This is a genomic window from Lewinella sp. JB7 (genome assembly GCF_024297185.1).
In the GTDB taxonomy this organism is placed as follows: Bacteria; Bacteroidota; Bacteroidia; order Chitinophagales; family Saprospiraceae; genus Neolewinella.
Genome location: NZ_JANCTD010000013.1, coordinates 25,102 through 48,772, shown reverse-complemented (window position 1 = coordinate 48,772; position 23,671 = coordinate 25,102). Strand labels below are relative to the sequence as shown.

Below are 23,671 nucleotides of genomic sequence, written 5' to 3'. Positions count from 1 at the left end.
TTTCGGTGATTTCTGGCGGAAGCTATTTTCCGGTGCTTGGTCGGTGGGGTTGAAAGTCGATGTGGAAGGACTGGGGGCCGCGCAGGACGGCGGACGTACCCTCCGTGCGCCCGAAGCCGAAGACGACCATACCGTCAGGACTGCCGACACCGGTTTCGGTATTGCCGAGCAGACCGATCACGCTCTCGCTCGGCGTCTCCGTAAGGTGGGTGATGCGGAGCATATAGGGAAGCTCACGGTCACCGATACGTATCTGGCGCATGGGCGTAAAGCGGCTTTCTCCGCGATAAAAATCCGGGGTTTCGCCGACCGGATCGCGGTCGTCGATGGCGTATAAAAAATTCTCGGGATCATAGCTCCCGCCCGGGGTGCCTTCGTAGAGAAACCAGTACGTAGCGTCCGGCGGAACGGTGGTGACGTCGAGACGGGCACCCGTAGGGGTAAAGGACCACGTCCATTCCCACTGTCCGTCCGGCGTCGTGGAGATAATGCGGTCCGGTGCCGCAATCCGACTGGTCATCCGGTCGTGACCGGGGTGCCCCGCCCCCCCGTGCGGCCCGCCAAAGACGAGATTAGGCATTCCACGGTAGGCACCGGCCGCACTGGCGGGATACTGGTCCCAGGGCTCCGTCCGGTAGGCAATCCAATCGCTGCCACGGGGATCGATGAGCCGCGACAATCCGCCGCCGGCCCGGTCGTAGTAGTAGGTTGCCGCCGGGGTCGTAACGACGAAGTGGGGCCGATCTTCGTAGGTGGCCGTCGTGATGCGCACGGAATCGACGGGCTGCCGCCGGACGAGTAGGGCAAAGCCCGGATACTGGACCTCCATCCCGTGTACCATTTCTCCGTCGTGCAGGGGCGTCTGTAGGGTGGTGAGGGTGTTTTCGCCGGCCCGAAGGTGCGCCGGGGATACGCGCAGTTCTCGCCGGTCGGCCCGGTAGCATGGTCCGGGTGCTTCCGCGGAAACGTCCACCTGGTTGAGGGTGATTCCCGCACTGTAACAGGGGCTCCACGCATTCCAGGTGAGCCGGGCGTCGGTAACGGACGTAGGATCGAGAGGCAGGTGAAAGTTTTGTGAGTAGGCCCGGTTACGCGTTACCCAGAACGCCGGAACCCCGGCCGGGCGGGCAAAGTACACGGAGGCGTCGCGGTCGGCGTGGACCACCGAGCGGGGCTCAAGCAGCCGGATGGACCCATCACGGTAGTGTACTCGGGCGGATATCTCCACCGGCAACTCCTGATCCGGAAGCCATTCCGTGTTCCACCGAACCGAGAAGGGGGGGGTGGTCGCCGTACCGAGATGACCATCCACTCCCGGGCCGTGCAGGCGGTAGTGGAACCGGCGCGCCCTCCCGTGTCCGGCCGGATCCACGCCGGTGTACCGGCCCACGTACTCCACGCGACGGACGTCTTCCGTACCACCCTCCAGGCTCAAGTCGTAGGCCTCCGTTCCGGCCCGCTCTACGGTAAGGGCGGGGGCATCTACTGGCGGAACATTCCGCATATACGTACGTAGGGTCACGCCGTAAATGAGGTTCTGGGGCCAGCCCCAGCTTTGGACGTCGGCTACGCGCAGTTTGAAACGGTTGGCCCCGCCCAGCAGAGTGGACGGGGGGACCGGCACGCTCACGTTCGCGTGGAACATATAGTCCGTGGCCGGGTGAGGGATGGTGGCCGGTTCCGGGATATCGATCCAGGGTCCGTCGTTAAAACTGATCTGCAGTGATTTGGTGTCCTCATGACTCTGCACCCGTTGTACCACCACTTCGGCCTCCTTTACGGCCGACAGGGGTATATGGTCCGCGAGAAGTATGCTACCGTCGGGAAAGCGAGATGGGGTGTCACCCGTGGCGTTCCGATAATCCAGCTTACCGCCTACCCGCAGGAATTCCTCGGACAGTCCGGCCACCTCCGGAGACCAGGTGTATTCCCGGAAGACCGCTCCGGTACGCAGGTCGTTGTGCCGTTCGTCGTTCCGCCAGACGTGGACGAACTCGTAGCTGTCCCAGGCTCCGCCGAAGATGTCGAGGTCGCCGTCGTTGTCGAGATCGACCAGCTGGGTGCCCAGGTGATTTTCCTTTCCGGTGTCGACAACCCGCTTGGTAAAATTCCCCCGCCCGTCGTTCAGCCAGAACTGTAGCTCTAAGCGTGGGCCCTTGTGTTCGTTCGTGAGGATATCTACGTCGCCGTCGCCGTCGATGTCCGCGACGTCCAGATTATTCATGGAGTACTGGGTGACCACCCGGTGACGCTCCCAACTTTTTTCTCCTGCCGGCTGCTCGTACCACCAGAGGTTACCGTCGGGTTCCTCACCGGGATAGCGCTCTTCGGTGACGATGATGTCGGCGCGACCGTCGCCGTTCAGGTCGCTGACCGAGACGCGGTCGATGGGATGCTCGCTGGTGCCGACCTCGCGCGACGGCCAGGGCGTCGTACCGTCGCCGGGATTGAGGTAGCGGACCAGAATGGTGGGCTCGTCGGCGCCCTCCGGGCGGCGCCCGACGGCGAGATCGAGGTCGCCGTCCCCGTCCAGGTCTCCGACCCCGATTCCTTCATCGCTGGTGTTCGGGGCGATGAGTTCGGTGGGCCAGGGAGTGGTGGGGTCGTCCGGGATCCTGATCAGGTACACGTCACCGTTGCCGGCTAACAGCAACTCTTCCCGACCACCCGCGACGATCTGTGCCCGCTCGAAACCCTGGGAGTTGACGTGAGACGTGGCCGGCACCTGCGTAACCCTGGTACGCCTCCAGGCGGTGGCATCGGCATCCGTCGCTTCGTACCAGTATACGTCGGGAAGCGCCATGGCGATGAGGTCGGAGAAAGCATCGCCGTCGACATCGATCAGGAAGATGCCGTCGACGTTGTCGTCCAACACCTGGCGACGCCACTTCCCCTCCAGATTACCGCCCGGATTGAAGTAAAGGTAGCGGCCACTGAGGATGTCAAGATCTCCGTCGTGGTCAATGTCCGCCTCGTCCTGGCCAAAGTAGCGCAGCCACTCCGGTTCGGCCCAGTCTCCCCACTTTTGCTTAGTGGAATCAATCAGGATGTGGGTGAAGGAGGGGACCTCGCGGGGCGCGGCGGAGTCAGTCGGTTGGGAGACCCGCGTTGCGCACCCCAGCAGGAGACAGGCCAGTCCGCATACGCTAAGCAATCGTACCATACGGGAAAACTACGGTATTCCTGAATATTAGATCGACGACCGGTCGTGGAAGCTGGTACTGTTGGAATCCAGCTGATTATGGGGTGCCAGCTGGTCCGCACGGTGACGGAATCCCCGGTTAGCGAATAAATATGCGCACCATCATCGGTAACTTGAACTGTCCAAACGTTACGTCGGTCATGCGAACCATCCTCCTCCTCGCGCTGCTTTTATCCGGCACTTCGCTGGTGGCCCAAATGGACCTGCCGCCCCACTTTACCCGATTGCTCGACAGCCTGGACATTCGGTTCACCGCCCCGCTCGACAGTGATTACCGGGAGACGTTGCGCCACGACAACGACTACCTGATCGACGACTACGCCATGGCTTCCCGCCGGGAAAAGCTGGAACTTCGCTTCCACATCCGGCCGGAGACGGAGGGCGACCGCTACTACCAACTACCCCACTTGGCCGCCACAACGCTCGCCATGAATCTGAGCAGCAACGATGAGGACGCGGTCACGGCCGTGCACAGCTTCGGGGAGGAGGACCTCGAACTCTTCAATGCCGACTGGGCGCGGATGTACACTTTCCGCCCCAAACGCAGTTTCAGCGATAGGGAACAGGCTCAGATGGTGGCCCTGTACCGCGAGGGGAGGGGCATAGCGTATACCATACTGCTGTTCGACAAGGCGCCGGATACGCTGGAGGGGCGGCAACTTTCGCTGCGCTTCCGCTAGGCGACCGCCAGTACAGTCTGTTCGGCCAGCACGAATACCCGGTCGCCGGGGCGCACCTTGACCTCGGCGCAGCCCGTAAATTCGCCGAAGGCCGGCAGAATTCCTTCGGTCGCACCAAAATAAAAGCTGGGAAGCTTCATGCCGCCACCGGTGCGATCTACCAGTCGTACGCAGGGGTGAACGTGCCCGCAGAGGTTATACTTGCCGGCCACGCGCTGCTGCGGTTCGAGGGGGTGATGGCTAAGGGAAAAGGGGCCGATCGTGATAATCTCCTCGTGCATCCGCAACCTGGCTTCCGCGTAACACTGTGGCGGCAGGATATCGTGATTGCCGGGCACGAGCTCGAATGACAGTTCGGGGTAGGCGGCCGTGAAGGCGCAGAATCCCCCCCACACGTAGTTGTGATCGCTGTGGAAAAGATCACCGAGCAGGAGGACGCGCGCCGGACTCAGTTCCTCGATCAGCCCGCGAAGGCGGGCGAAGTTGACGTCGCTGACCAGGGGGGGGACGGCGATCCCCGCTCTGCGGAAATGAGCCCCCTTGCCCAGGTGAAGATCGGCCAGCAGCAGGATGCGGCGTGCCCGCCAGTACACGGCGCGGTCGGGATGCAGCTCCAGCAATTCGCCGGCAATAGTGATGGTCTCCATGCGGCCGCAAAGGTAACACCGCTCCCCGGGCTGGTAAACGGTCGGCCGGTAAACCAACGGACGGTCTGGCTATTTGGTAGGTATGCATTACTCGATTACGTGGCTGCTGATGTTGTACCTGCTCGCCGGGCCACTGCCTTACCCGTTAGGTGGCTCCCGCGTCCGCGCCCAAACGGAAGCTTCCCTACCCTACCGCCTGAATGAGCCCGAATTGCTGGTGACATTACCGGACGAACTCGAGGAAATTTCCGGTCTGGCCGTACGGGGCGAGGAAATACTGGCCATTGCCGACGAAAGGGGAATCATCTACCGCTTACGCCGCGCGGACGGGGCCATTCTGGAACGGATCAAGTTCTGGAAGAAGGGTGACTACGAAGGTATCGCGGTTGCTGGTGACGACATCTGGGTAACCAAGAGCAACGGACGTCTCTACCGGGTAAGACATGCCGGCACCGACAAACAGCAAGTAAAGGAATACAACACCTGGCTGAAGGGCGGAAACGACGTGGAAGGGTTGGTGTACGATGCCGCCAACGATCGCCTGCTGCTGGCCTGTAAGGCCGACGTGCGCGACGACGGACGGGATAAGGACAATCGCTACATCTTCGCCTTCGACCCGCAGAGCGGAAAGGCGAGTAAAAAGGCGGCGGTCGTCATACCACGCGACGATAAGTTTTCGCCCTCCGCCCTGGCGATCCACCCGATAAGCGGCGAACTATACCTCACCAGCAGCGTAGGCAAGCGACTGACGGTCACCACGGTCGGGGGCGACATCATATCCGTGCAGCGGCTGGATGAGGAGCTGTTTCCCCAGCCCGAGGGACTCGCCTTCGCGGCCGACGGGACGCTCTACCTCAGTACCGAAGCCAAGAACGGGGCGCCGGCGCGGATTTATAGGCTACCTTTGACGCCCTAAACAGCCGCCCCCTGATGGCCCAAGGCCTCGACGAGATAAAGCGCCCCATCGCGACCGAACTGGAGACCTTCGAACGGCGGTTTCGCGAGACCCTGCGTTCTCCCGTTCCGCTGATGGATCGCATCACCTACTACATCGTCCGGCGCAAGGGCAAGCAGATGCGCCCCATGTTCACCTTCTTCAGCGCGCTGGCCTGCGGGGGCATCAACGACGACACCTATACCGCCGCCAGTCTCATCGAGCTGGTGCATACCGCCAGCCTGGTCCACGACGACGTCGTAGACGAAAGCTACGAGCGGCGGGGCTTTTTCAGCATCAATGCCCTGTGGAAGAACAAGATCGCCGTACTGGTAGGCGACTACTTTCTGGCGCGGGGACTGTCCATCGCCCTGAAGTCCAAACAGTACCGTACGCTCGAGATCAGTTCGGACGCCGTGCAGGCCCTGGCGGAGGGGGAGCTGCTCCAGATCGAGAAGGCCCGCCGGCTCGACATCGACGAGGCCGTCTACTTCGAAGTGATCCGCCAGAAGACGGCCAGCCTGATCGCCGCATCCTGTGCCGCGGGGGCCGCCTCCTCTACCGGAGCGGACGAGACGGTGCGGCTCATGCATGCCTTCGGGGAGAAGATCGGCATCGCTTTTCAGATACGTGACGACCTGTTCGACTTCGGACTCGACGACGTGGGCAAGCCCCGCGGTATCGACATTAAGGAAAAGAAGATGACCCTGCCGCTGATCCACGCCCTGAATCAGGCATCCCGCGGTGAGCGACGACGCGTGATCCGGAACATCAAAAAGTACAGCGACGATCCGGAACGGGTCAGGGAAGTACTGGAATTCGTGCGGCGGAGCGCGGGAATCGCCTACGCCCAGGAAGCCATGTACCGCTACCGCGATGAAGCCTTCGCCCTCTTACGCCAACTGCCCGCAAGTGAGGCGCGCACCGGGTTGGAGCAACTGGTGAACTACGTGGTCGATCGTTCTTACTAAGTTTTACCCTCGCCGAACATCCGCGGGGCAATCGTACTTTTGTGGGGCGGACGCATCCCGCACAAGTTGTTATAACCCATATGAGCGATATAAGCTTACTCACGATCGTGCGGGGGCGGCGGGATCATCTGCACAACCTGCTGCGCGGCGTGGCCCAGCAAACCGCCCCGCCCCGGGAGATGATCATCGTGTTCATGAACGAGGCCATCCCCCGCGACCTGCCCGATCCGGGTTGTAAACTCTATCTCCACCGTCTCAACGACGAAGACCATCCACTCCCCCTGGCCGCCGCGCGCAACCGGGCGGCATCCGAAGCCGGGGGTACGATGCTTGCCTTTCTTGACGTAGACTGTATCCCCCACCCGGATTATCTACGCCAACTCGGGTCCGCCGTGGAACTCACCCGCTCCCTCGTCATGGGTGACGTACGTTACCTGCCGGCCGGTTCCACAGCCGGCGACTGGAACTTTGCCACGCTCGACCGCGTCGCTCAGCAGCACCCCCGCCGGCCCGCCCTTCCGGAGGAGCCCGACTCCCTGATCCCCCTTCCCTACCACCTGTTCTGGTCGCTTTCCTTCGGACTCCGGGCTACGGATTTCGCGCGTCTGGGTGGTTTTGACGAAGCATACTCCGGTTACGGGGGGGAAGACACGGACTTCGCCTTTACCGCCCGCCACGGTCGACTACCCCTTTACGCCTGCGGCGCCCGGGTATACCACCAGCATCACGATACCTACTCTCCACCCTACAATCATTTACGGGAAATCGTGACCAACGCGGTCCGCTTTCACCAGAAATGGCAGATCTGGCCGATGGACGGCTGGCTAAAACAGTTTGAGCGGGCAGGGTACATCCACTGGAATGCGGACGGCATCGAAATTATCCGGGACGTAGAACCCCAGATTGTCGAGGAGGCCCGCTCGGAATCCCCCTTTGCCTGATCAATCAGTAGATTCCTCCGGTATGCAAAACCACAATGGTTGCGCCCGGGGAGTATACGCCGGCACGGATACGATCGAGCACCCCGTGAAATAGCTTAGCGGTATACACCGGCTCCAGTTCGGGTAGCCCCTCCTCTCCGATGTCGGCGCGCTTAGCTACCGCACCCGGGGGAGTATACAACCGCCAGTCCGGCGAAAAGCGACCGTAGCCGCCAAAGTGGTACGCCGTGATCACCCGGTACCGCTCGTTGTAGGGGTAGCCCGCTAACCGTCGTGAAATCTCGTCGCCCATCCAGTCTCCCCGCAGGGCGGGAAAAACCTCTACCGTGCACGGGGTACCAGCGGCGGCGACAATCACTCCGGCGGCCGTTCCGCCCGTGCCCGCGCTAAGGCAAAAATGATCGGGGGGGCGGCCACCTAATTGATCGACCGTCTCGGAGAATGCCTTGCCCGCATACGTTAGGGATTCCGCGCCGCTGCCCCCTTCCGGAATGACGACATCCGACGCACGGACACCGAGATGTCGCAGAAATAGGGGGTCGTCCTTCCTGCGGTAGTCGGTGCGGGAGAGGAAGTGCAATTCGGCTCCGTGGTCGACGGCCGAACGGAGTGTAGGATTATCGACGGGTTCTCCGCGAATGAAGAGACGGGTGGAGAATCCTAAGCGGGCGCCGGCCGCCGCCAGTGCCGCGACGTGATTGCTGAATGCACCGCCGAAGGAAACGACCGAACGGCCCACGCCATCACCGCGCGACAGGAGGGGCCACAACTTTCTGACCTTATTGCCCTGGAGGGGGCTTCCGGGGTCCCAGGCGTACTGATCGTCGCGTTTGCAGTAGAGGGTTACCCCGGCACGGAGGGCGGCGGGATGGCGAAGCAGTTGGAGGGGACTCGGGGGAAGCAAGACTAATCCAGCGGACGGATTTCGTAACCGGCATCCCGGACGACGGTCATGATGGCGTCCGGGGAAGCGGTGCCCTCGACGGTCAGCAACTTGCGCTCGTCTTCGACGTCCACGCGCCAGATGGTTACGCCCTCCAGATCATCGAGAAAAGAGGTTACGCTGCGTACGCAACTTCCACAGTTGATGTTGGTGGCAAAGGTGTGCAGGGTGGCGGTCATGGGTCGCGGGTTACGAATTTGTGAGAGAACGCCCGAAACGAAAAAAGGGTCGCCCTCCCGGTGGGAAGACGACCCTTTCGGGGCATTTCGCTTTGCCGGTTTATCCGAGCGCTACGTGCTTGAAGTCGGTCACTTTCAGTCCTTTCTCGACGGAGTCGAGGTACTGGGCGACGCTCTGCTTATCGCTCTTCACGAAAGCCTGGGCTTCCAGGGTGTTTTCCTTGAAGAACTTATTGAGGCGACCCTGGCCGATCTTTTCGAGCATGGCTTCCGGCTTGCCCTCCTGGCGGGCGAGGTCCATGGCGATGTCCAGTTCCTGATCGATGGTGGCCTGGTCGATACCGCTTTTGTTTACGGCGACCGGCTTCATGGCCGCGACCTGCATGGCCACGTCACGACCGGCCTGGAAGGCGTTGTCGTTGTTCTTGGTCAGCGCGACGAGGACGCCGGCCCGGTAACCGCTGTGAATATAGGGGGCGACCAGGGGGGCGTCCAGTTGTTCGTAAGCCGTTACGCTGATCTTCTCGTTGATCTTGCCGACCATTTCGGTGACTTTTTCTCCGACGGTCAGTTTGCCTTCCATAGAGAGGCCGTTGAGGGCTTCCAGGTCCGCGGGGCGGTTTTCGAGGGCGATGTCGGCGATCTTCTGGGCGAAGGCTACGAAATCATCATTCTTGGCTACGAAGTCGGTTTCGCTGCTCAACCGTACGATCACGCCGTAGTCGTTGGCGTCGTTAACCTGAGCGATGACCACGCCTTCGTTGGCTTCGCGGTCGTCACGCTTGGCGGCTACCTTTTCGCCGCGCTTGCGCAGAATTTCGATGGCCTTGTCGAAATCGCCGTCCGCTTCCGCGAGGGCTTTCTTACAGTCCATCATACCGGAACCCGTCATGTCCCGTAGTTTCTTTACTTCTTGAGCACTAATTGCCATTGTAGGTATTTTGATTTTTGTTGGGGAGATAGTGGTAATGTGGTACGGAGGTACGTGGTACTTTACCACCATACCCCGCTACCACTATACTATTCCGCGGTAGCCACCTCTTCCCCGCTGCTTTCCTTCTGTTCCTTGTCTTCCCCGCGTTCGGCCAGTCCTTCCTTGATGCATTCGACCAGGTAGTTGGTGATGACACCGACGGCCTTGCTGGCGTCGTCGTTTCCGGGAATGGCGTAGTCGACGCTGGTGGGGTCGGCGTTGGTATCTACGATACCGAAGGTGCGCATACCCAGTTTTTTAGCCTCGGCGATAGCCAGGTGCTCGTGTACGATGTCGACGACGAAGATGGCATTGGGGATCCGCTGCATATCGGCGATACCACCAAGTACCTTGTTCATCTTTTCGTGCTCCCGGGTGAGGGTGAGACGCTCCTTCTTCGTGACGCTGTCGAGGGTACCGTCGCCGAGCATGCGCTCGATGTTCTGCATCTTACGGATGGAGCGGCGGATGGTGTTGAAGTTGGTGAGCATACCGCCCTGCCAGCGGTCGGTCACGTAGGGCATGTTGACCTCCTGGGCGGCGGCGGTGACGATGTCGCGGGCCTGCTTCTTGGTGGCAACGAAGAGAATCTTCTTTCCGGCCTTGGCGATCTGGCGCATGGCATTGCCGGCGCGGTCTACGTTCTCCAGGGTACGGTTGAGGTCGATGAGGTGGATGCCGTTCTTCTCGGTGAAGATGTAGGGCGACATCTTGGGGTTCCACTTGCGGCGCAGGTGGCCGAAGTGTACACCGGCCTCCAAAAGCTGCTGATGGGTTGGCTTTGCCATGGGTTGTTATATTGTTAATCCGGGAGGGGGGAAATTCCGGATGGTTGTTAAGGGATACCGGCGGGTAGACCACCGCAGCGAAACTATCGCTTGGAGAACTGGAAGCTCTTACGGGCCTTGGGCTTACCGTACTTCTTGCGCTCTACGACGCGGGCGTCGCGGGTGAGCAGTTTCTGGCTCTTCAGCGGGGTACGGAAGTCTTCGTTGAGCTTGACCAGGGCGCGGCTGATGGCCATCCGGATGGCCTCGGCCTGTCCTTTGTAGCCACCACCGTCAACGTTCACCTTCACGTCGTAGATGCCGTTGTCGACCTCGATGGCCTGGAAGGGCTGCACGATTTTGCCCTGCACGTGCGTCTGGGGGAAGTACGTCTTGTAGTCCTTACCGTTGACGGTAATATTGCCCTTTCCCTGCATGAGGTAGATGCGGGCGACGGCGGCTTTGCGGCGACCAATTGCGTTTATTTGTTCCATGATAATGGATTAAGATTTGGGGGGTAGTGGGCAAGCCCGACCCTTATTTGAGTTCCTGTGGTTTCTGCGCGGTGTGGGGATGCTCGGCACCGGCGTAGATGTGGAGTTTCTTGTACTGGGCGCGACCGAGTTTAGTCTTCGGCAGCATACCCTTGACGGCGTGCTCCAGGATGAGCTCCGGCTTCCGGGCCATGATCTGGCGGGGGGTAGCCTTCCGCTGTCCGCCGGGGTATCCGGTATGCCGCAGGTACTCTTTATTGTTGAACTTCAGACCGGTAAAGCGCACCTTATCGGCATTGATGACGATCACGTGGTCGCCGTTGTCGAAATGGGGCGTATAGTCCGGCTTATGCTTGCCGCGCAGCACACGGGCGATCTGGGTGGCCAGGCGGCCGACAATCTCGCCGTCCGCGTCGATGACGTGCCACTTACGGTCAACCGAAGCGGCGTTGGCCGACTGCGTCTTGTAGGAAAGGGTATTCAAGGGAACTTGATTTTTCTGATTCATCGCTCCCGCGTCCCCGCCCCGTACGGACGGCTTTACGAAAGCGGACGCAAAGGTAAGAAGGTTCCCCACCGTAAACAAGCTATCGATAAGTTATTTTTCGCTACCTACCTCCGTAACTCCCTGGAAAACAGTAAAAATATCGCACGGATTCCGGATTACCCTAGCGATGCTCGGGGATGACGAAGGTGAATTTGGCCCCCTCCCCTACCGTAGATTCCACCCGGATGCTGCCTCCGATCGCCTCGACCAGGTGCTTGACGATCGACAACCCGACGCCGTGGCTGCCCGTCTTACCCGTCCCCGCGCTGTGAAACAGACGGAAGATCGCCTGCTGGCTTTCCTGCTGGATGCCCGGACCATTATCCTCCACCGAAAAAACGTACTGCACGCCGGGCTCGTGGACACAGTCGATGGTGACCCGCCCCTGCTCCTTGTCGTTAAACTTTACGGCGTTGCCGATGAGGTTCTGAAAAGACTGCAGAAGGGCGATCGAAGAAGTATAGAGTCGGTCGACCTTGCCTACGTATTCGACGTGAAAATCTCCTACCGGATCGAGTTGCCGGACCGCCCGCTCGATGCACTGTTGAATATCGACACTCTCGTGGGCATCCTGCAAACTACGGGTCACCTGGCTGTACCGCAGTACTCCGTCGATCATCTGAGACGCATCCACGGCCCGCTCCTGAATCATGCGGAGCAGTTCGGCCCCGTCCTGCGGCAGGAGGCTGAGGTAGTCCTCCTCAAGCATCTCTCCGGCCTGGCGGATGTTGCGGAGCGGTGCCTTAAGGTCGTGGGCGATTACGTGACTGAAATCGCGCAGAATCCGGTAGGCGTGCTGCCGTTCCCGGGCATTCTGTTCGGCCTCAGCCAGTGCCCGTCGCAGTTCGAACAGTTTGATGACCTGCCGCCCCAGCCTTTCCAGCGCCCGCAGTTGACTATCCGACAACTCGCGCGGTACGTGGTCGATGACGCACAAACTGCCCAGAGCGTAACCCTCGCGGCTCACCAGGGGCACCCCCGCGTAGAAGATGACGTTCAGTTCGTTGTACACCAATTCGTTGTCCGTAAACCGGGGGTCCAGGCGGGCGTCGGGCACGATCATCGTTTCCCTCGGCTCCATGATATTGTACGCGCAGAAAGCCAGATCGCGCGACGTTTGCGGCGTATTGGGGGGCATTCCCTGACTTGACTTAAACCACTGCCGGTGTTCGTCGACCAGACTGATGAGCGACACCGGTGCACCGCAAATCTCAGCCGCAATGGCCGTCAGATCGTCGAATTCATCTTCAGGTAAGCTGTCAAGGATAGCGTACTCTCGTAGATTGGCAAGTCGGGCCGCTTCATTTGCCGGTTTTGGAGAACTCACGTTATAAAGGTAGTTTTTCAAAGAATCAACCCGGGAAATCTTAGTTGAAAATTCCGACGAAATAGCCCAAAAACAGGACGAAGCCGGAAATAGGTTCGTTAAAAATGAGAAATTCGGCTCCGGATCCCGCAGTGGACGGCAACCCGTGTGCCCCCCGCAAGATCATCCATATATCCCTATCGGGTCACGGCTGTGCTTTGTTGGCAAAGCCTTATTTTACGGAACCGCGATAGTGCTTCTTACCTCATCAACCCCCTACACGTATGCGCAACATCAACTGGTGGGCCATCCTGGGCGCCACCGCCGCCGGTATGTTTATCGGCTTCCTCTTCTACGGCCTGTTCTTCAATGTCGCCTGGACCGAGGCGGTCGGCCTGACCACCGAAGACAACGTAAACTTTCGTAAGCACGGGGAGGCGGTTACCCTCGATCCGGTAACGCCCATGCTCCTCAATGCCGTAATTATGGCGGCCTACGCTTTTTTCCTGGCCTGGCTCGTCATGCGATCCGGGATGGCAACGTTAGCCGGGGGGGCCACCCTGGGACTTATGATCGGGCTGCTGGTCGCGGCCGGCCACGGCATCGGCAACCTGTTCGCCTTCGACCCTCCCATGCTCAGCGTGATCGACGGTCTTTACCACATTGTTCTCTTCACGGTCATCGGCGCCATCGTCGGGCACTGGCATCCCGCCCGCCGGTAGACGGGCGGTCAACGAATAGAGAACACCAGCACGCCGGATACCTTATATTTAGTAGATCGGGCGGGGGCGGTGAAAAAAGTGCAACCATTCGCGGCGGTTTCCGTCGTTAAGGGTATCGTCTCCGACGTCTACCCACAAAGTCGCCCATGCAAAAACTCTTTACCCTCGTACTCCTCAGTCTGCTGCTCCCCGCCCTGACGGCCCAGGACAAGCCTACCCTGGACGCCGTACGGACCGACGCTTCCATTAAGATCGACGGTATCCTGGACGAGCCCGTCTGGCAAGATGTACCACCGGGAAAGGATTTTATCACCCTGCGCCCGACCCCCGGACTGCCCGCCAGCCAGGAAACGGAAGTACGCGTCATTTATGATAATCGCGGTCTTTACATCGGCGCCACCCTCTACGATACTCACCCCGACAGCATCCTGTCCGAACTAACGGAACGGGACGACCTGGGGAACACGGATTTTTTCGGCTTCGTTCTCGACCCTTACCGGAGCGGCATCAACGGCTTCACCTTCATCATCACTCCGGCAAACGTGCAGTTCGACGCCAAGCAGGAGGGCGGCCGCGAAGACTCCAACTGGGATGCCGTGTGGGTCAGTCAAACCTCCCAGACCGATGCGGGCTGGGCGGTCGAAGTATTCATCCCCTACTCCGCCCTACGCTTTCCTTCCACCGACGAACAGTCCTGGACGATAAACTTCGTCCGCATGCTACGCCGCCGGAACGAGCAAAGCTTCTGGGCCGAAATCGACCCCAACGTAGACGGATTCCTCAACCAGTCAGGCACTCTCACCGGTCTGTACAATATCAAGGCTCCACTGCGTCTGCAGGCGACTCCATTCGTCGCGGTGTACGGTCTGCAGGGCCGGGAACCAAACGAAAAGGCCACCTACGGCACCAGCATTACCGGAGGGATGGACGTAAAGCTGGGCCTCAACGATGCCTTTACCCTGGACATGACCCTGATCCCGGACTTCGGGGAGGCCCGCAGCGACGACCAGATCCTTAACCTGGGACCCTTCGAACAACGCTTCGACGAGCAGCGCGCGTTCTTCACCGAGGGTACGGAACTGTTCAATAAGGGCGGACTCTTCTATAGCCGACGGGTGGGCGGCCGCAATTTCTACCAAAATCGGGTATACGACGCGCTCAAGTATGGTGAAGAAATCATCAATAATCCCCAGCGCGCAAAACTCTACAACGCCACCAAAATCAGTGGGCGCACGGCCCAAGGCACCGGCGTCGGCATCTTCAACGCCGTCGAGCAGGAAAGCTACGCCACCATCCGCAGTACCGAGGGAGAGGAGCGTCAGATCCTGACCAACCCCCTCACCAACTACAGCGTCTGGACGGTCGATCAGAACCTCCCCAATAACTCCTCGGCCACCCTCATCAACACCAACGTTCTGCGGGAGGGCGCGGCCCGCGACGCCAACGTGACCGGACTGCTCTTCGACCTGCACAACAAACCCAACGAGTACGCCATCCGGGGGGAGCTCAAGCACAGCCGGCAGTATGAGCCGGGCAATAACCGCAGCGGCCACGCCCTCGAACTCGAAGTGGCCCGGATCTCCGGCCAGTGGACCTGGGAAGCCAGGTACGGAGAGGAGAGCGACACCTACGACGTGAATGATCTCGGCATCCTCTTCGCCAATAACTCCCGCTTTTGGAGTGCCGAGCTTAATTACAATCAACCCAAGCCCTTCTTCGGCGGCTATTTCCTCAACGGCGGCGGGGGCGTCGACCTGGACTACCGCCGGCTCTTCCATCCGAGCCGCTACGTCGGGACGAACCTCGAAGGCTACGTCTACGCCACCACCAAGGGCTTCTGGAACCTCAATCTCTGGACGGAACACGACATCGGCGATCAGTTCGACTTCTTCGAACCCCGGGTGAAGGGACGATTCTGGCGCGGCCCCGGCTACAGCAACATCGGAGGGTGGGTCGGCACCGACGGCCGCAAGAAGCTGCGCTTGAGTTCCAACTTCAACCTCAACCGTTGGTGGGACGACACCGACCGCCACTCCATCAGCTTCAACTTTAATGCCCGCTACCGCTTCAGCGACCGCTTCAGCCTCAGCGGCTTTGCCTGGCGCGGCAATTACTACAACGACGTCGGCTTCGTTAACCGCGAAACCATCGTCGGCGAGGATGATCGTGAGCGCACGGACATCTACTTCGGCACCCGAAACCGCAACAGCGTGGAGGCCGGGATCTTCGGCAAGTACAGCTTTTCCGCCAACATGACTCTCAACCTGCGCGTGCGACACTACTGGAGCGGCGTGGCCTACAACCGGTTCAACCTGCTCGCCGAGGACGGCCGCCTGGTGGAAACCGACTACGCCAGCAACCACGATCAGGACTTCGATGCCTTCAACGTCGACGTCATTTACCGCTGGCGGTTCGCTCCGGGCAGTGACGTGTTCGTCGTGTACAAAACCAACGTTTCCGACTTCGACGACCGGCAGGCGGACACCTACTTCGACAGCTTTTCCGGGCTGTGGAACAAGGACACCCCCCGCTCCGGCTCCGTCTCCATCAAGGTAGTTTACTGGCTGGATTACGCCAGTCTGTTCCCGGGATAGCAGCGGGGCGGGGACGCGGGTGCGAACTTTATCCGGAATAAGCAGTCCCCCCCCTGCCGGCTGGGTGGTTTATTTCGACTGGGAATCCGGCACGAAGACCCTCCGACATTTTCCGCCAGGCAACGGCTTCCGGAACAGAAGACTGTACTTGTGCGCCGCTGATGATCTAGCGATCCGGGAGTAGTAGGCCACCCCCAGCGACGATCATACTCGCTCGCGGGTGCTGATCCGCCGGTACGGGCTCGCCACGATCGGGCGGCTATGGACGTTTCCTTCCTCCGATACTGAGCGCGTCAAAAGTCTACGAAACGCTATTTTCACTCCGTCACTCACAATAGCCTACCATCAGACGGATTTCCCCCCTCCCCTTACTCGCCTTCTTTCTCTTTAGCGTATTCCTCGGATGTACCGACGAGGAGGCTACGCCCACCCCACCCCCCCGCAGGCCGAACGTGGTGTTCATCCTGGCCGACGACCTGGGGTACTCCGATCTCGGATGTATGGGGTCCGACTTTTACGAAACTCCCAACATCGATGCCCTCGCCGCGATGGGGGCCACCTTCGTGAACGGATACGCCAATTGTCAGGTGTGCAGTCCCAGTCGGGCGAGTCTGCTCACCGGCCAGTTCGCTACCGCCCACGGCATCACGGACTGGATCGGCGCCAGGGCCGGAACGGACTGGACCTCCGCCGGCCGCCACGATATGCTGCTGCCGGCGCAGTACGTACGCGCGCTACCGGATTCGCTGACGGTTCTGTCCGAAGCATTTCGGGGGGCCGGCTACCGGACCTTCTTCGCCGGCAAGTGGCACCTCGGCGGACAGGACTCGTGGCCGACCGACCACGGATTCGAAGTCAACGTCGGCGGATACGACAGCGGCTCCCCGCGGGGCGGCTTCTTCGACCCCTACGACAACCCCAACCTCCCCGACCGCCGCCCCGGTGAGAACCTGTCCCTCCGGCTGGCGCGGGAAACCGCGGACTTCATTACCCAGCACCGGGACACCAGTTTTTTCGCCTACCTATCTTTCTACGCCGTCCACGCTCCCATTCAGAGTACCCGGGAGAAGTGGGATAAATACCGCAAGAAGGCTATTGCCCGGGGCATCGAGGATCAGGGGTTTGCCATGGAGCGCGTCCTTCCCTATAAGCTGTACCAGGATCAGCCAGTTTACGGCGGTCTCGTAGAGCAAATGGACGATGCCGTCGGCATTGTACTCGATACTTTGCGGGCCCAGGGCCTACTGGAAAATACCATCATTGTATTCACCTCCGACAACGGGGGCGTGGTCAGTGGCGACGGATACGCAACGAATTTACGTCCCCTGCGCGGCGGCAAGGGTTACCAGTGGGAGGGCGGCATCAAGGTCCCTTACATCATCTACGCTCCCGGAACAACGGTCGGGGGCAGCCGCCCGGAGGCCACGGTCACCGGGGCCGACCTTTATCCCACCCTCCTCGATCTGGCGGGATTACCCCTACGGCCGGAGGTGCATCACGACGGGACAAGCCTAGCCGGCGTTATTGCCGGGGATAGCCTGCCACAGCGGGAACTGGTGTGGCACTACCCGCACTACGGCAATCAGGGGGGCGAACCCAGTTCCATTCTGCGCCGGGGCGAATGGAAACTGATTCACTACTACGAGGACGGGCGCAATGAATTATACCACCTGGCCTCCGACCCGGGGGAAGCCTCCGATCTGTCCGGCAAGGAGACCGAGCGAGCGGCCACGATGTACGCGAGTCTCCTGGACCACCTGAACCGTCGCCAGGCCCGCCTGCCCACGTCCGACCCGACCTACTCCGCCGCCGCCCGGCAACGGGTGCGGGACCGCTACCGCGACGAACTGATGCCGTGGCTCGAAGCCCAGAGGAAAGCCCGTTACGAGGCCGATTGGGAGCCCAACGCCGACTGGTGGGGCAGTCAACCCGATTGATCCACGAAAAAAGCGCCCGGCAGCATAGCTACCGGGCGCTTCGTGTTTCGCGCTTGTGCGTTTGACTTGACTAGTCGCGGTCGTTGCGGTCACGACGGCTACCCCGGTCGCGTCCACCTCCGCGGCGCTCACCGCGGTCACGGCCACCGCCCCGGCGCTCGCCGCGGTCGCGTGACTTACCGGCCTTACGCTCCTCCTCCAGCTCCTCATCCGTGGGGATGGTGCCGTCGGCGCGGGGCATGATGGCCTTGCGGCTCAGGCGCAGTTTTCCGGTGCGCTCGTCGACGTCGACGATCTTGAACTTCACCGTATCGCCCTCCTCGAACTCGTCCTCGACGCTCTCGATGCGGCTGTGGCTCATCTCGCTTACGTGCAGGAGACCGTCGCGGCCACCCTCGAAGCCGACGAACACGCCGTAGGGCATGATGGTCTTGACGGTACCTTCATACACGCCACCCACTTCGGGGGTAAAGGTGATCTTTTTGATCCGGGCCACGGCATCGTCGATGGCCGCCTTGTCGTTACTGGCGATGGAGACGTGTCCCTTGCCGTCGATCTCATCAATGTTGATGTTCGTACCGGTAAGTTCCTGCAGTTCCTGAATGATCTTACCGCCGGGTCCGATGACCGCGCCGATGAAGCTCTTCTCGATGATGAGCTTGACGATGCGGGGGGCGTGGGGCTTGAGATCCTCGCGGGGGGCACTGAGCGTCTTGTTCATCTCGCCGAGGATGTGCAAACGGCCTACGCGGGCCTGTTCCAGGGCCTGTTCGAGTTGCTCGTACGGCAGTCCGTCGATCTTGATGTCCATCTGGCAGGCGGTGATGCCCTTATCCGTACCGGTGAGCTTGAAGTCCATATCTCCGAGGGCATCCTCGTCACCGAGGATGTCGGACAGGATGGCGATCTTGCCGCCTTCCGCTACCATACCCATGGCGATACCGGCTACGGGGCGGGTGATCTGTACGCCGCCGTCCATCAGGGCCAGCGAACCGGCACAGACGGTAGCCATCGAGCTGGAGCCGTTCGATTCCAGAATGTCCGATACGATGCGGATGGTGTGGGTCATCTCCTCGGGCAGTACCTGGCGGATCGAGCGGGCGGCCAGGTTGGCGTGGCCTACTTCACGACGGCCGGGGCCGCGCATCGGCTTGGTCTCCCCTACCGAGAAGGCCGGGAAGTTGTAGTGCAGGATGAAGTTGGCGTAGCTGTTTTCGTGGGCCACGTCGATCATCTGCTGGTCCGTCTTGGTACCGAGGGTCAGACTGGTCAGGGCCTGGGTCTCACCCCGGTTGAAGATGGCCGATCCGTGGGCGCTGGGCAGGTAGTCTACCTCCGTCCAGATGGGACGCACTTCGTCGAAAGCGCGCCCGTCGAGGCGGACCTTGTCGTTGAGCATGAGGTTGCGGATGGTCTTCTTCTGCACCTTGTCGTAGGCGCTGCTGAGCTGCTCCTTGTTTTCGGTCTGCCATTCCTCGCCTTTCTCGGCCAGGACGGCTTCCTTGAAGTCGGCCTTGACCTGGCTGAAGGCTTCCTTGCGCTGTTGCTTGTTGAGGGCGCCGCGGGCTACTTTGGTGATGCCTTCCTTTACTTTGCTTTCGACGTAGCTGAGGATTTCCTCGTCCTGCTCGACGATCTCCACTTCGCGGGTCTTGGCCTTATCGCCGACCATTTCGCGGAGTTCGAGTTGGGCCTTGCACATCACCTTGATGGCTTCGTGTCCGGCCTTGAGGGCTCCGAGGATGGACTTTTCGTCCACTTCCTTGCCTTCTCCCTCGACCATCATGATGTTGTCGGCGTCGGCGGCCACGATCAGGTCGAGGTCGGCGTCGGCGAGGGCACTGCGGTCAGGGTTGATGACGTACTCCCCGTCAATACGGGCGACCCGGCACTCGGAGATGGGACCGGCAAAGGGAATGTCGGACACCATGAGGGCGGCCGAGGCGGCGAGGCCGGCGAGGGCATCGGGCATCACTTCGGGGTCGAGGCTGATCAGGTTGATGATCACCTGAGTGTCGAACATGTACCCCTTGGGAAAGAGCGGACGGATGGCACGATCGACGATGCGGCTGATGAGGACCTCGTAGTCGTTGAGGCGGGTCTCGCGGCGGAAGAAGTTACCGGGGATACGACCGGCGGCGGCGAACTTCTCCTGGTAATCGACGCTGAGGGGGAAGAAACTCTGGCCTTCGCGTACGCTGGTGCTGGAGACTACGGAACAGAAAAGCATGGTATTGCCACACTTCACGACGACCGAGCCGTCGGCCTGAGTGGCCAGCTTGCCGGTCTCGATGGTGATTTCGCGCCCGCTGGGCAGGGCGAAGTTCACCGACATTGGGGTCTTATTACCCATTATTGATTGGACTTTTAAATGATAATACGTGTTTCGCTGCGCTGCTTCGGGGGAAGCAGCCAGGACACAAAACATCCGCAAAAAGGGGAAGGGAGGGCGGGTCCGCGGGTCCAAAGAGGAAACGGTAAACTGCCGTGATCGACCGGTACAGCCGATCATGTCTCTTAATCCCGCCGGGGGTCGCTGGTGACCGACGGACGCCGCGCGTTTGCGGCCATGATCTTAGGTTATTTTGTATCGCGGCAAATATACACAAGTTTTCGCGGCATCGTCGCTCCGGCCAATCTGCCGGGCCGCCGGCGACCGTAGCTTACTTACATTCCTTACTTTTACCCCCGTTAGCCAGCCACCTTTCTTGAAACCCGCACCAACTCAATCCGCTCCCCGACAAAAGAGCTACCGACTATTCCGCGTGTTGTTCGCCGGTCTCAGTCTGCTCACCCTCGTCGTTCTCGCCTCCGTCGTGACGGAGCTGGCGGCCATCGACGTTCGTAAAAAACTGGATAACGCCGTACGGCTCGAGCGTGACCTGGGTCAGTTGTTGGCGACCCTGCAGGATGCCGAGATCGGACAGCGGGGTTTTCTGCTCACCCGCGATTCCACGGATTTGCAGTCGTACACCTATGCCCGGGATACGATCGGTTCGGTACTAGCCCGCATTGGGATGGAGGTCCTCGCGGACCCCGTACAGCAGTCGCGGGTAGAGCGGGTAAGGGAACTGACGCGACATCGCTTTAAGGAGCTCTCCCGGTCCATCAATCTGCGTGCCACCGGTGATTCGGTCGCCGTGGATCGCATCATGCGCAGCCGTTGGGGGCGGGAGTTGATGGAGGAAATTCGTAGTAAGATCGTTTTGCTGCGGCAGACGGAGATCAGCGACGTCGCCAAGCGGCAGGATCAGCTGCGCCGGCTTAGTAACGTGACCACCGTCCTCCGGCTCATCGGGGTTGCCGGTCTGGCCTTCGTTTTCTACTACATTTACGCGCAGGTGCAGCCGCTATTCGCGGAGATCACGGAATCCCACGACGAGACCCGGGAAGCCAACCGACGGCTCAGTTCCGCTAATCACGCGTTGAGCACAAAGAACCGGGAACTCGATCAATTCGCCTATATAGCCTCCCACGACCTGCGTGAGCCGCTGCGCACGGTGGCCAATTTCGTGGAGGTCATCCAGGAGGACCACGCCCACCAACTAGACGAAGAAGGTATGACCCACCTTTCCTTCATCTCCCGGGCTACGAATCGCATGAGCGGGCTCATCGACAGTCTGCTACAGTACAGTCGCGTCGGACGCTCCGAGCAGGCTACCCGCGTGGATCTGGATAAAGTGCTCAGCGAAGTCCGGGAAAACCTGTCCCTACGCATTCAGGAATCGGAGGCTCAGCTGACCAACGGACCGCTCCCCGTCATCGAAGGGTACCCGGTAGCGTTGGGACAGCTGTTTCAGAATCTCATCGCTAATGCGCTCAAATTTCATAAACCCGGCGAGCCGCCCCGGATTCGGGTGGAAGCAACAATACTGGGTGATCAGTGCCGGATTACCGTGGAAGACCACGGAATCGGAATGTCCGCCTGCGACCAGACCAAAATATTTGAGCTCTTTACGCGTCTTAATAGCAAGGATACCCACGAAGGGCAGGGCATTGGCCTGGCCTTTTGTCAAAAAATAGTACAATTGCACCGGGGTACCATCAAAGTGAAAAGCAAGCCGAATCAGGGTAGTATTTTCACGATCACCATTCCGCGGACTATAGATAATGAGCAAACTGGGGAGCATACTCCTGATCGATGATTCGGATGCGGATAACTTTATCCACTGCCGCCGCCTGGACAAAATGGGCGTAGCCGGTGAGGTCGTGGTCCGTAAGAATGGTAAGGAAGGGCTTGACTACCTCACGACGCCGGGGGCGGAAGGCCGCTACCCCTGTCCCGACCTCCTGTTTCTCGACATCAATATGCCGGTCATGGACGGTTGGGAATTCCTGGATGCTTATTACCACGTCCCGGAAGAATGCCGGGCGGCGGTCATGGTCGTCATGCTCACCAGTTCCGTCGGCGACCTGGACTACGCCCGTGCCCGCGAGTACACCACCATCGATGCGCACGAGTCCAAGCCCCTGACCAAGGAAAAAATCAACTCCCTGCTAGATCGCTACTTCGCCGCCCCCCGGTAGCGCTACAGTACCTTTCGCAGGGCCAGCATCGTACCCAGGTGCATAGCCTCGTGCATATTGTTGAACTCAATGGCTTCGGCAACCGTAGACAGCGTTACGCCGTAGCTGGTGGGATACGCCTGGTACTCCGACCAGTCCAGATCTCCAACCGCCTCCTTAAGTCGACGATTACCCTCGAGCAGTTCGGCGCGGATGTAGGCAAGTTCCTCGGTATCCGCGGGCCCTTCCGGGCGGCTGCCCTTACGGTAGCGGTCAATGAAATCCCTCCCGCTCGGCGTCCGGTGCCCGCCCAGGGCAAAGACCAGCAACTCCTGGGTAGCGATCACGTGGCCGGCATTCCACACCAGGTTGTTGTTGAAGCCCTCGGGAATGCGGTTGAGCTGCTCGGTGGTGTGGGCATCCAGCAGCGCAAGAATATTTTGCCGGGTCTGCTGGTGGAGGACGAAGGTATTTTCGGAAACGGAAGGCATCGAGCTTAATTTAGGGGAAGGTACGGTACCACCCAACGTCGGTGGCTGTTCAGTGCGGTGAGTGCCAAAAGCGTCCGCTGGAGCGGGGCACTTCCTCCGGTACAGTAGAAGTCGTAGATCGTTCGCACATCCCGATTTTCGGTGAGGCCCCGCTCCTCCAGTAGACGTTGGACCTGCCGCGCCGCCGCCCCTGATGGATCGATCACCCGCACATCGGGCCCCAGTACGGCCGTGATGTCGGAGGCGATGAGCGGGTAATGGGTGCAGCCCAGCACTACCGCGTCGGGCTGATCGGTGGTCGCGAAAAGCTCCGTCAAGTATTCGCGAATCACCGGGGAGCCGCTGGGGTGGGTTTCGATGAGGTCGACTAATCCGGGACAGGCGCTTTCCCACACCGGCCGATCAGCTAAGTAAGTTTCCCGCAGCGTGCGGTAGCGGGTACTGCGCAGCGTAACGGCGGTGGCCAGCACGGCTACCGACCGGCTCCGGGCGGCGGGTTTTACGGCGGGTTCCAGTCCTACGAAGGGAACGGCCGGAAAGGTCTCCCGCAAATCGTCAATGGCAACGCTGGTGGCGGTATTGCAGGCGACGACGATCAGTTTGGCCCCGGCCCGGAGGAGGAATTCCGTAAGCCGGCGACTGTAGGCGCGAACCTCGTCGTCCGTGCGTGCCCCATAGGGCGCGTGGGCGTTATCGGATACGTAGAGCAAACTTTCCGCCGGCAGTAGTCCGGAAACAGCATTGGCGACCGAGAGGCCGCCAATGCCGGAGTCAAACACTCCAATGGAGCCCGTGTGATCGGGCAGGTAAATGTGCTGCGACATGGTTGCCGCAAGG

The 23,671-nt window shown here is 60.5% G+C and carries 21 protein-coding genes; 9 read left to right on the top strand and 12 right to left on the bottom strand.

Annotated features, from left to right (window positions below):
• Window positions 1-22: 22 nt before the first annotated feature.
• A complete protein-coding gene (locus tag NMA52_RS17910; RefSeq protein WP_254829083.1) occupies window positions 23-3,163 on the bottom strand; it encodes a VCBS repeat-containing protein in 3,141 nt (1,046 codons plus the stop codon).
• A gap of 179 nt (window positions 3,164-3,342) precedes the next feature.
• Between NMA52_RS17910 and NMA52_RS17905 the strand changes: the two genes are divergently transcribed.
• On the top strand, window positions 3,343-3,882 hold the full coding sequence (locus NMA52_RS17905) for a hypothetical protein (protein WP_254829082.1): 540 nt from the start codon (window positions 3,343-3,345) through the stop codon (window positions 3,880-3,882).
• Here NMA52_RS17905 and pdeM read toward each other — a convergent pair.
• Window positions 3,879-4,529 (bottom strand): ligase-associated DNA damage response endonuclease PdeM, encoded by a 651-nt coding sequence (pdeM, locus tag NMA52_RS17900; RefSeq protein ID WP_254829081.1) that lies wholly within the window; start codon window positions 4,527-4,529, stop codon window positions 3,879-3,881. The two genes, NMA52_RS17905 and pdeM, sit on opposite strands and share 4 nt — an antisense overlap.
• A gap of 82 nt (window positions 4,530-4,611) precedes the next feature.
• On the opposite strand from pdeM, the gene NMA52_RS17895 reads away from it, so the two are divergent.
• The 3 genes from NMA52_RS17895 to NMA52_RS17885 all read left to right on the top strand — a co-directional run bounded on the left by NMA52_RS17895 (window position 4,612) and on the right by NMA52_RS17885 (window position 7,375).
• Entirely contained in the window at window positions 4,612-5,445 is an 834-nt protein-coding gene (locus tag NMA52_RS17895; RefSeq protein WP_254829080.1) for an SdiA-regulated domain-containing protein, read from the top strand.
• 14 nt (window positions 5,446-5,459) lie between these two features.
• Window positions 5,460-6,434, top strand: a complete 975-nt coding sequence (locus NMA52_RS17890; RefSeq protein WP_254829079.1) for a polyprenyl synthetase family protein — start codon at window positions 5,460-5,462, stop codon at window positions 6,432-6,434.
• 80 nt (window positions 6,435-6,514) lie between these two features.
• On the top strand, window positions 6,515-7,375 hold the full coding sequence (locus NMA52_RS17885; protein ID WP_254829078.1) for a glycosyltransferase family 2 protein: 861 nt from the start codon (window positions 6,515-6,517) through the stop codon (window positions 7,373-7,375).
• 4 nt (window positions 7,376-7,379) lie between these two features.
• Here NMA52_RS17885 and NMA52_RS17880 read toward each other — a convergent pair whose 3' ends face one another.
• From NMA52_RS17880 to NMA52_RS17850, 7 genes are all read right to left on the bottom strand, one after another.
• Window positions 7,380-8,279, bottom strand: coding sequence for a 1-aminocyclopropane-1-carboxylate deaminase/D-cysteine desulfhydrase (locus tag NMA52_RS17880; RefSeq protein ID WP_254829077.1), 900 nt, complete (start codon window positions 8,277-8,279; stop codon window positions 7,380-7,382).
• Between the two features lie 2 nt (window positions 8,280-8,281).
• A complete protein-coding gene (locus NMA52_RS17875) occupies window positions 8,282-8,497 on the bottom strand; it encodes a heavy-metal-associated domain-containing protein (protein WP_254829076.1) in 216 nt (71 codons plus the stop codon).
• 100 nt (window positions 8,498-8,597) lie between these two features.
• Window positions 8,598-9,428, bottom strand: a complete 831-nt coding sequence (gene tsf / locus NMA52_RS17870) for a translation elongation factor Ts (RefSeq protein WP_254829075.1) — start codon at window positions 9,426-9,428, stop codon at window positions 8,598-8,600.
• Window positions 9,429-9,517: 89 nt separating this feature from the next.
• Complete coding sequence (gene rpsB / locus NMA52_RS17865; RefSeq protein ID WP_254829074.1) at window positions 9,518-10,258, bottom strand: 30S ribosomal protein S2; 741 nt, start codon at window positions 10,256-10,258, stop codon at window positions 9,518-9,520.
• A gap of 83 nt (window positions 10,259-10,341) precedes the next feature.
• Window positions 10,342-10,731 carry a 30S ribosomal protein S9 gene (gene rpsI, locus NMA52_RS17860; RefSeq protein WP_254829073.1) on the bottom strand — a complete coding sequence of 130 codons (390 nt, stop codon included), beginning with the start codon at window positions 10,729-10,731 and terminating at the stop codon, window positions 10,342-10,344.
• A gap of 43 nt (window positions 10,732-10,774) precedes the next feature.
• On the bottom strand, window positions 10,775-11,215 hold the full coding sequence (rplM, locus tag NMA52_RS17855) for a 50S ribosomal protein L13 (RefSeq protein WP_254829072.1): 441 nt from the start codon (window positions 11,213-11,215) through the stop codon (window positions 10,775-10,777).
• A 184-nt stretch (window positions 11,216-11,399) separates the two neighbouring features.
• Window positions 11,400-12,605, bottom strand: coding sequence for an ATP-binding protein (locus tag NMA52_RS17850; protein ID WP_254829071.1), 1,206 nt, complete (start codon window positions 12,603-12,605; stop codon window positions 11,400-11,402).
• Window positions 12,606-12,868: 263 nt separating this feature from the next.
• On the opposite strand from NMA52_RS17850, the gene NMA52_RS17845 reads away from it, so the two are divergent.
• The 3 genes from NMA52_RS17845 to NMA52_RS17835 all read left to right on the top strand — a co-directional run bounded on the left by NMA52_RS17845 (window position 12,869) and on the right by NMA52_RS17835 (window position 17,837).
• Window positions 12,869-13,306, top strand: coding sequence for a DUF1761 domain-containing protein (locus NMA52_RS17845; RefSeq protein WP_254829070.1), 438 nt, complete (start codon window positions 12,869-12,871; stop codon window positions 13,304-13,306).
• Between the two features lie 146 nt (window positions 13,307-13,452).
• The gene (locus NMA52_RS17840) at window positions 13,453-15,900 is read left to right on the top strand and encodes a DUF5916 domain-containing protein (RefSeq protein WP_254829069.1); all 2,448 of its coding nucleotides are present in this window, start codon (window positions 13,453-13,455) and stop codon (window positions 15,898-15,900) included.
• Between the two features lie 344 nt (window positions 15,901-16,244).
• Window positions 16,245-17,837: a sulfatase gene (locus tag NMA52_RS17835; protein ID WP_371930988.1), complete on the top strand. Its 1,593-nt coding sequence runs from the start codon at window positions 16,245-16,247 to the stop codon at window positions 17,835-17,837.
• A gap of 70 nt (window positions 17,838-17,907) precedes the next feature.
• On the opposite strand, the gene pnp is transcribed toward NMA52_RS17835, so the two are convergent.
• Window positions 17,908-20,190: a polyribonucleotide nucleotidyltransferase gene (pnp, locus tag NMA52_RS17830; RefSeq protein ID WP_254829067.1), complete on the bottom strand. Its 2,283-nt coding sequence runs from the start codon at window positions 20,188-20,190 to the stop codon at window positions 17,908-17,910.
• 355 nt (window positions 20,191-20,545) lie between these two features.
• Here pnp and NMA52_RS17825 point away from each other — a divergent pair, with 355 nt between their 5' ends.
• Together NMA52_RS17825 and NMA52_RS17820 are read left to right on the top strand one after the other, a co-directional pair.
• Window positions 20,546-21,982, top strand: coding sequence for an ATP-binding protein (locus tag NMA52_RS17825; RefSeq protein WP_254829066.1), 1,437 nt, complete (start codon window positions 20,546-20,548; stop codon window positions 21,980-21,982).
• Window positions 21,948-22,364, top strand: coding sequence for a response regulator (locus NMA52_RS17820; protein WP_254829065.1), 417 nt, complete (start codon window positions 21,948-21,950; stop codon window positions 22,362-22,364). Before NMA52_RS17825 ends, NMA52_RS17820 begins: the two co-directional genes overlap by 35 nt.
• Window positions 22,365-22,366: 2 nt before the next feature.
• Here NMA52_RS17820 and NMA52_RS17815 read toward each other — a convergent pair whose 3' ends face one another.
• Together NMA52_RS17815 and murI are read right to left on the bottom strand one after the other, a co-directional pair.
• Entirely contained in the window at window positions 22,367-22,834 is a 468-nt protein-coding gene (locus NMA52_RS17815) for a DinB family protein (RefSeq protein ID WP_254829064.1), read from the bottom strand.
• Window positions 22,835-22,839: 5 nt separating this feature from the next.
• Window positions 22,840-23,658 carry a glutamate racemase gene (gene murI / locus NMA52_RS17810; protein WP_254829063.1) on the bottom strand — a complete coding sequence of 273 codons (819 nt, stop codon included), beginning with the start codon at window positions 23,656-23,658 and terminating at the stop codon, window positions 22,840-22,842.
• Window positions 23,659-23,671: the final 13 nt, after the last annotated feature.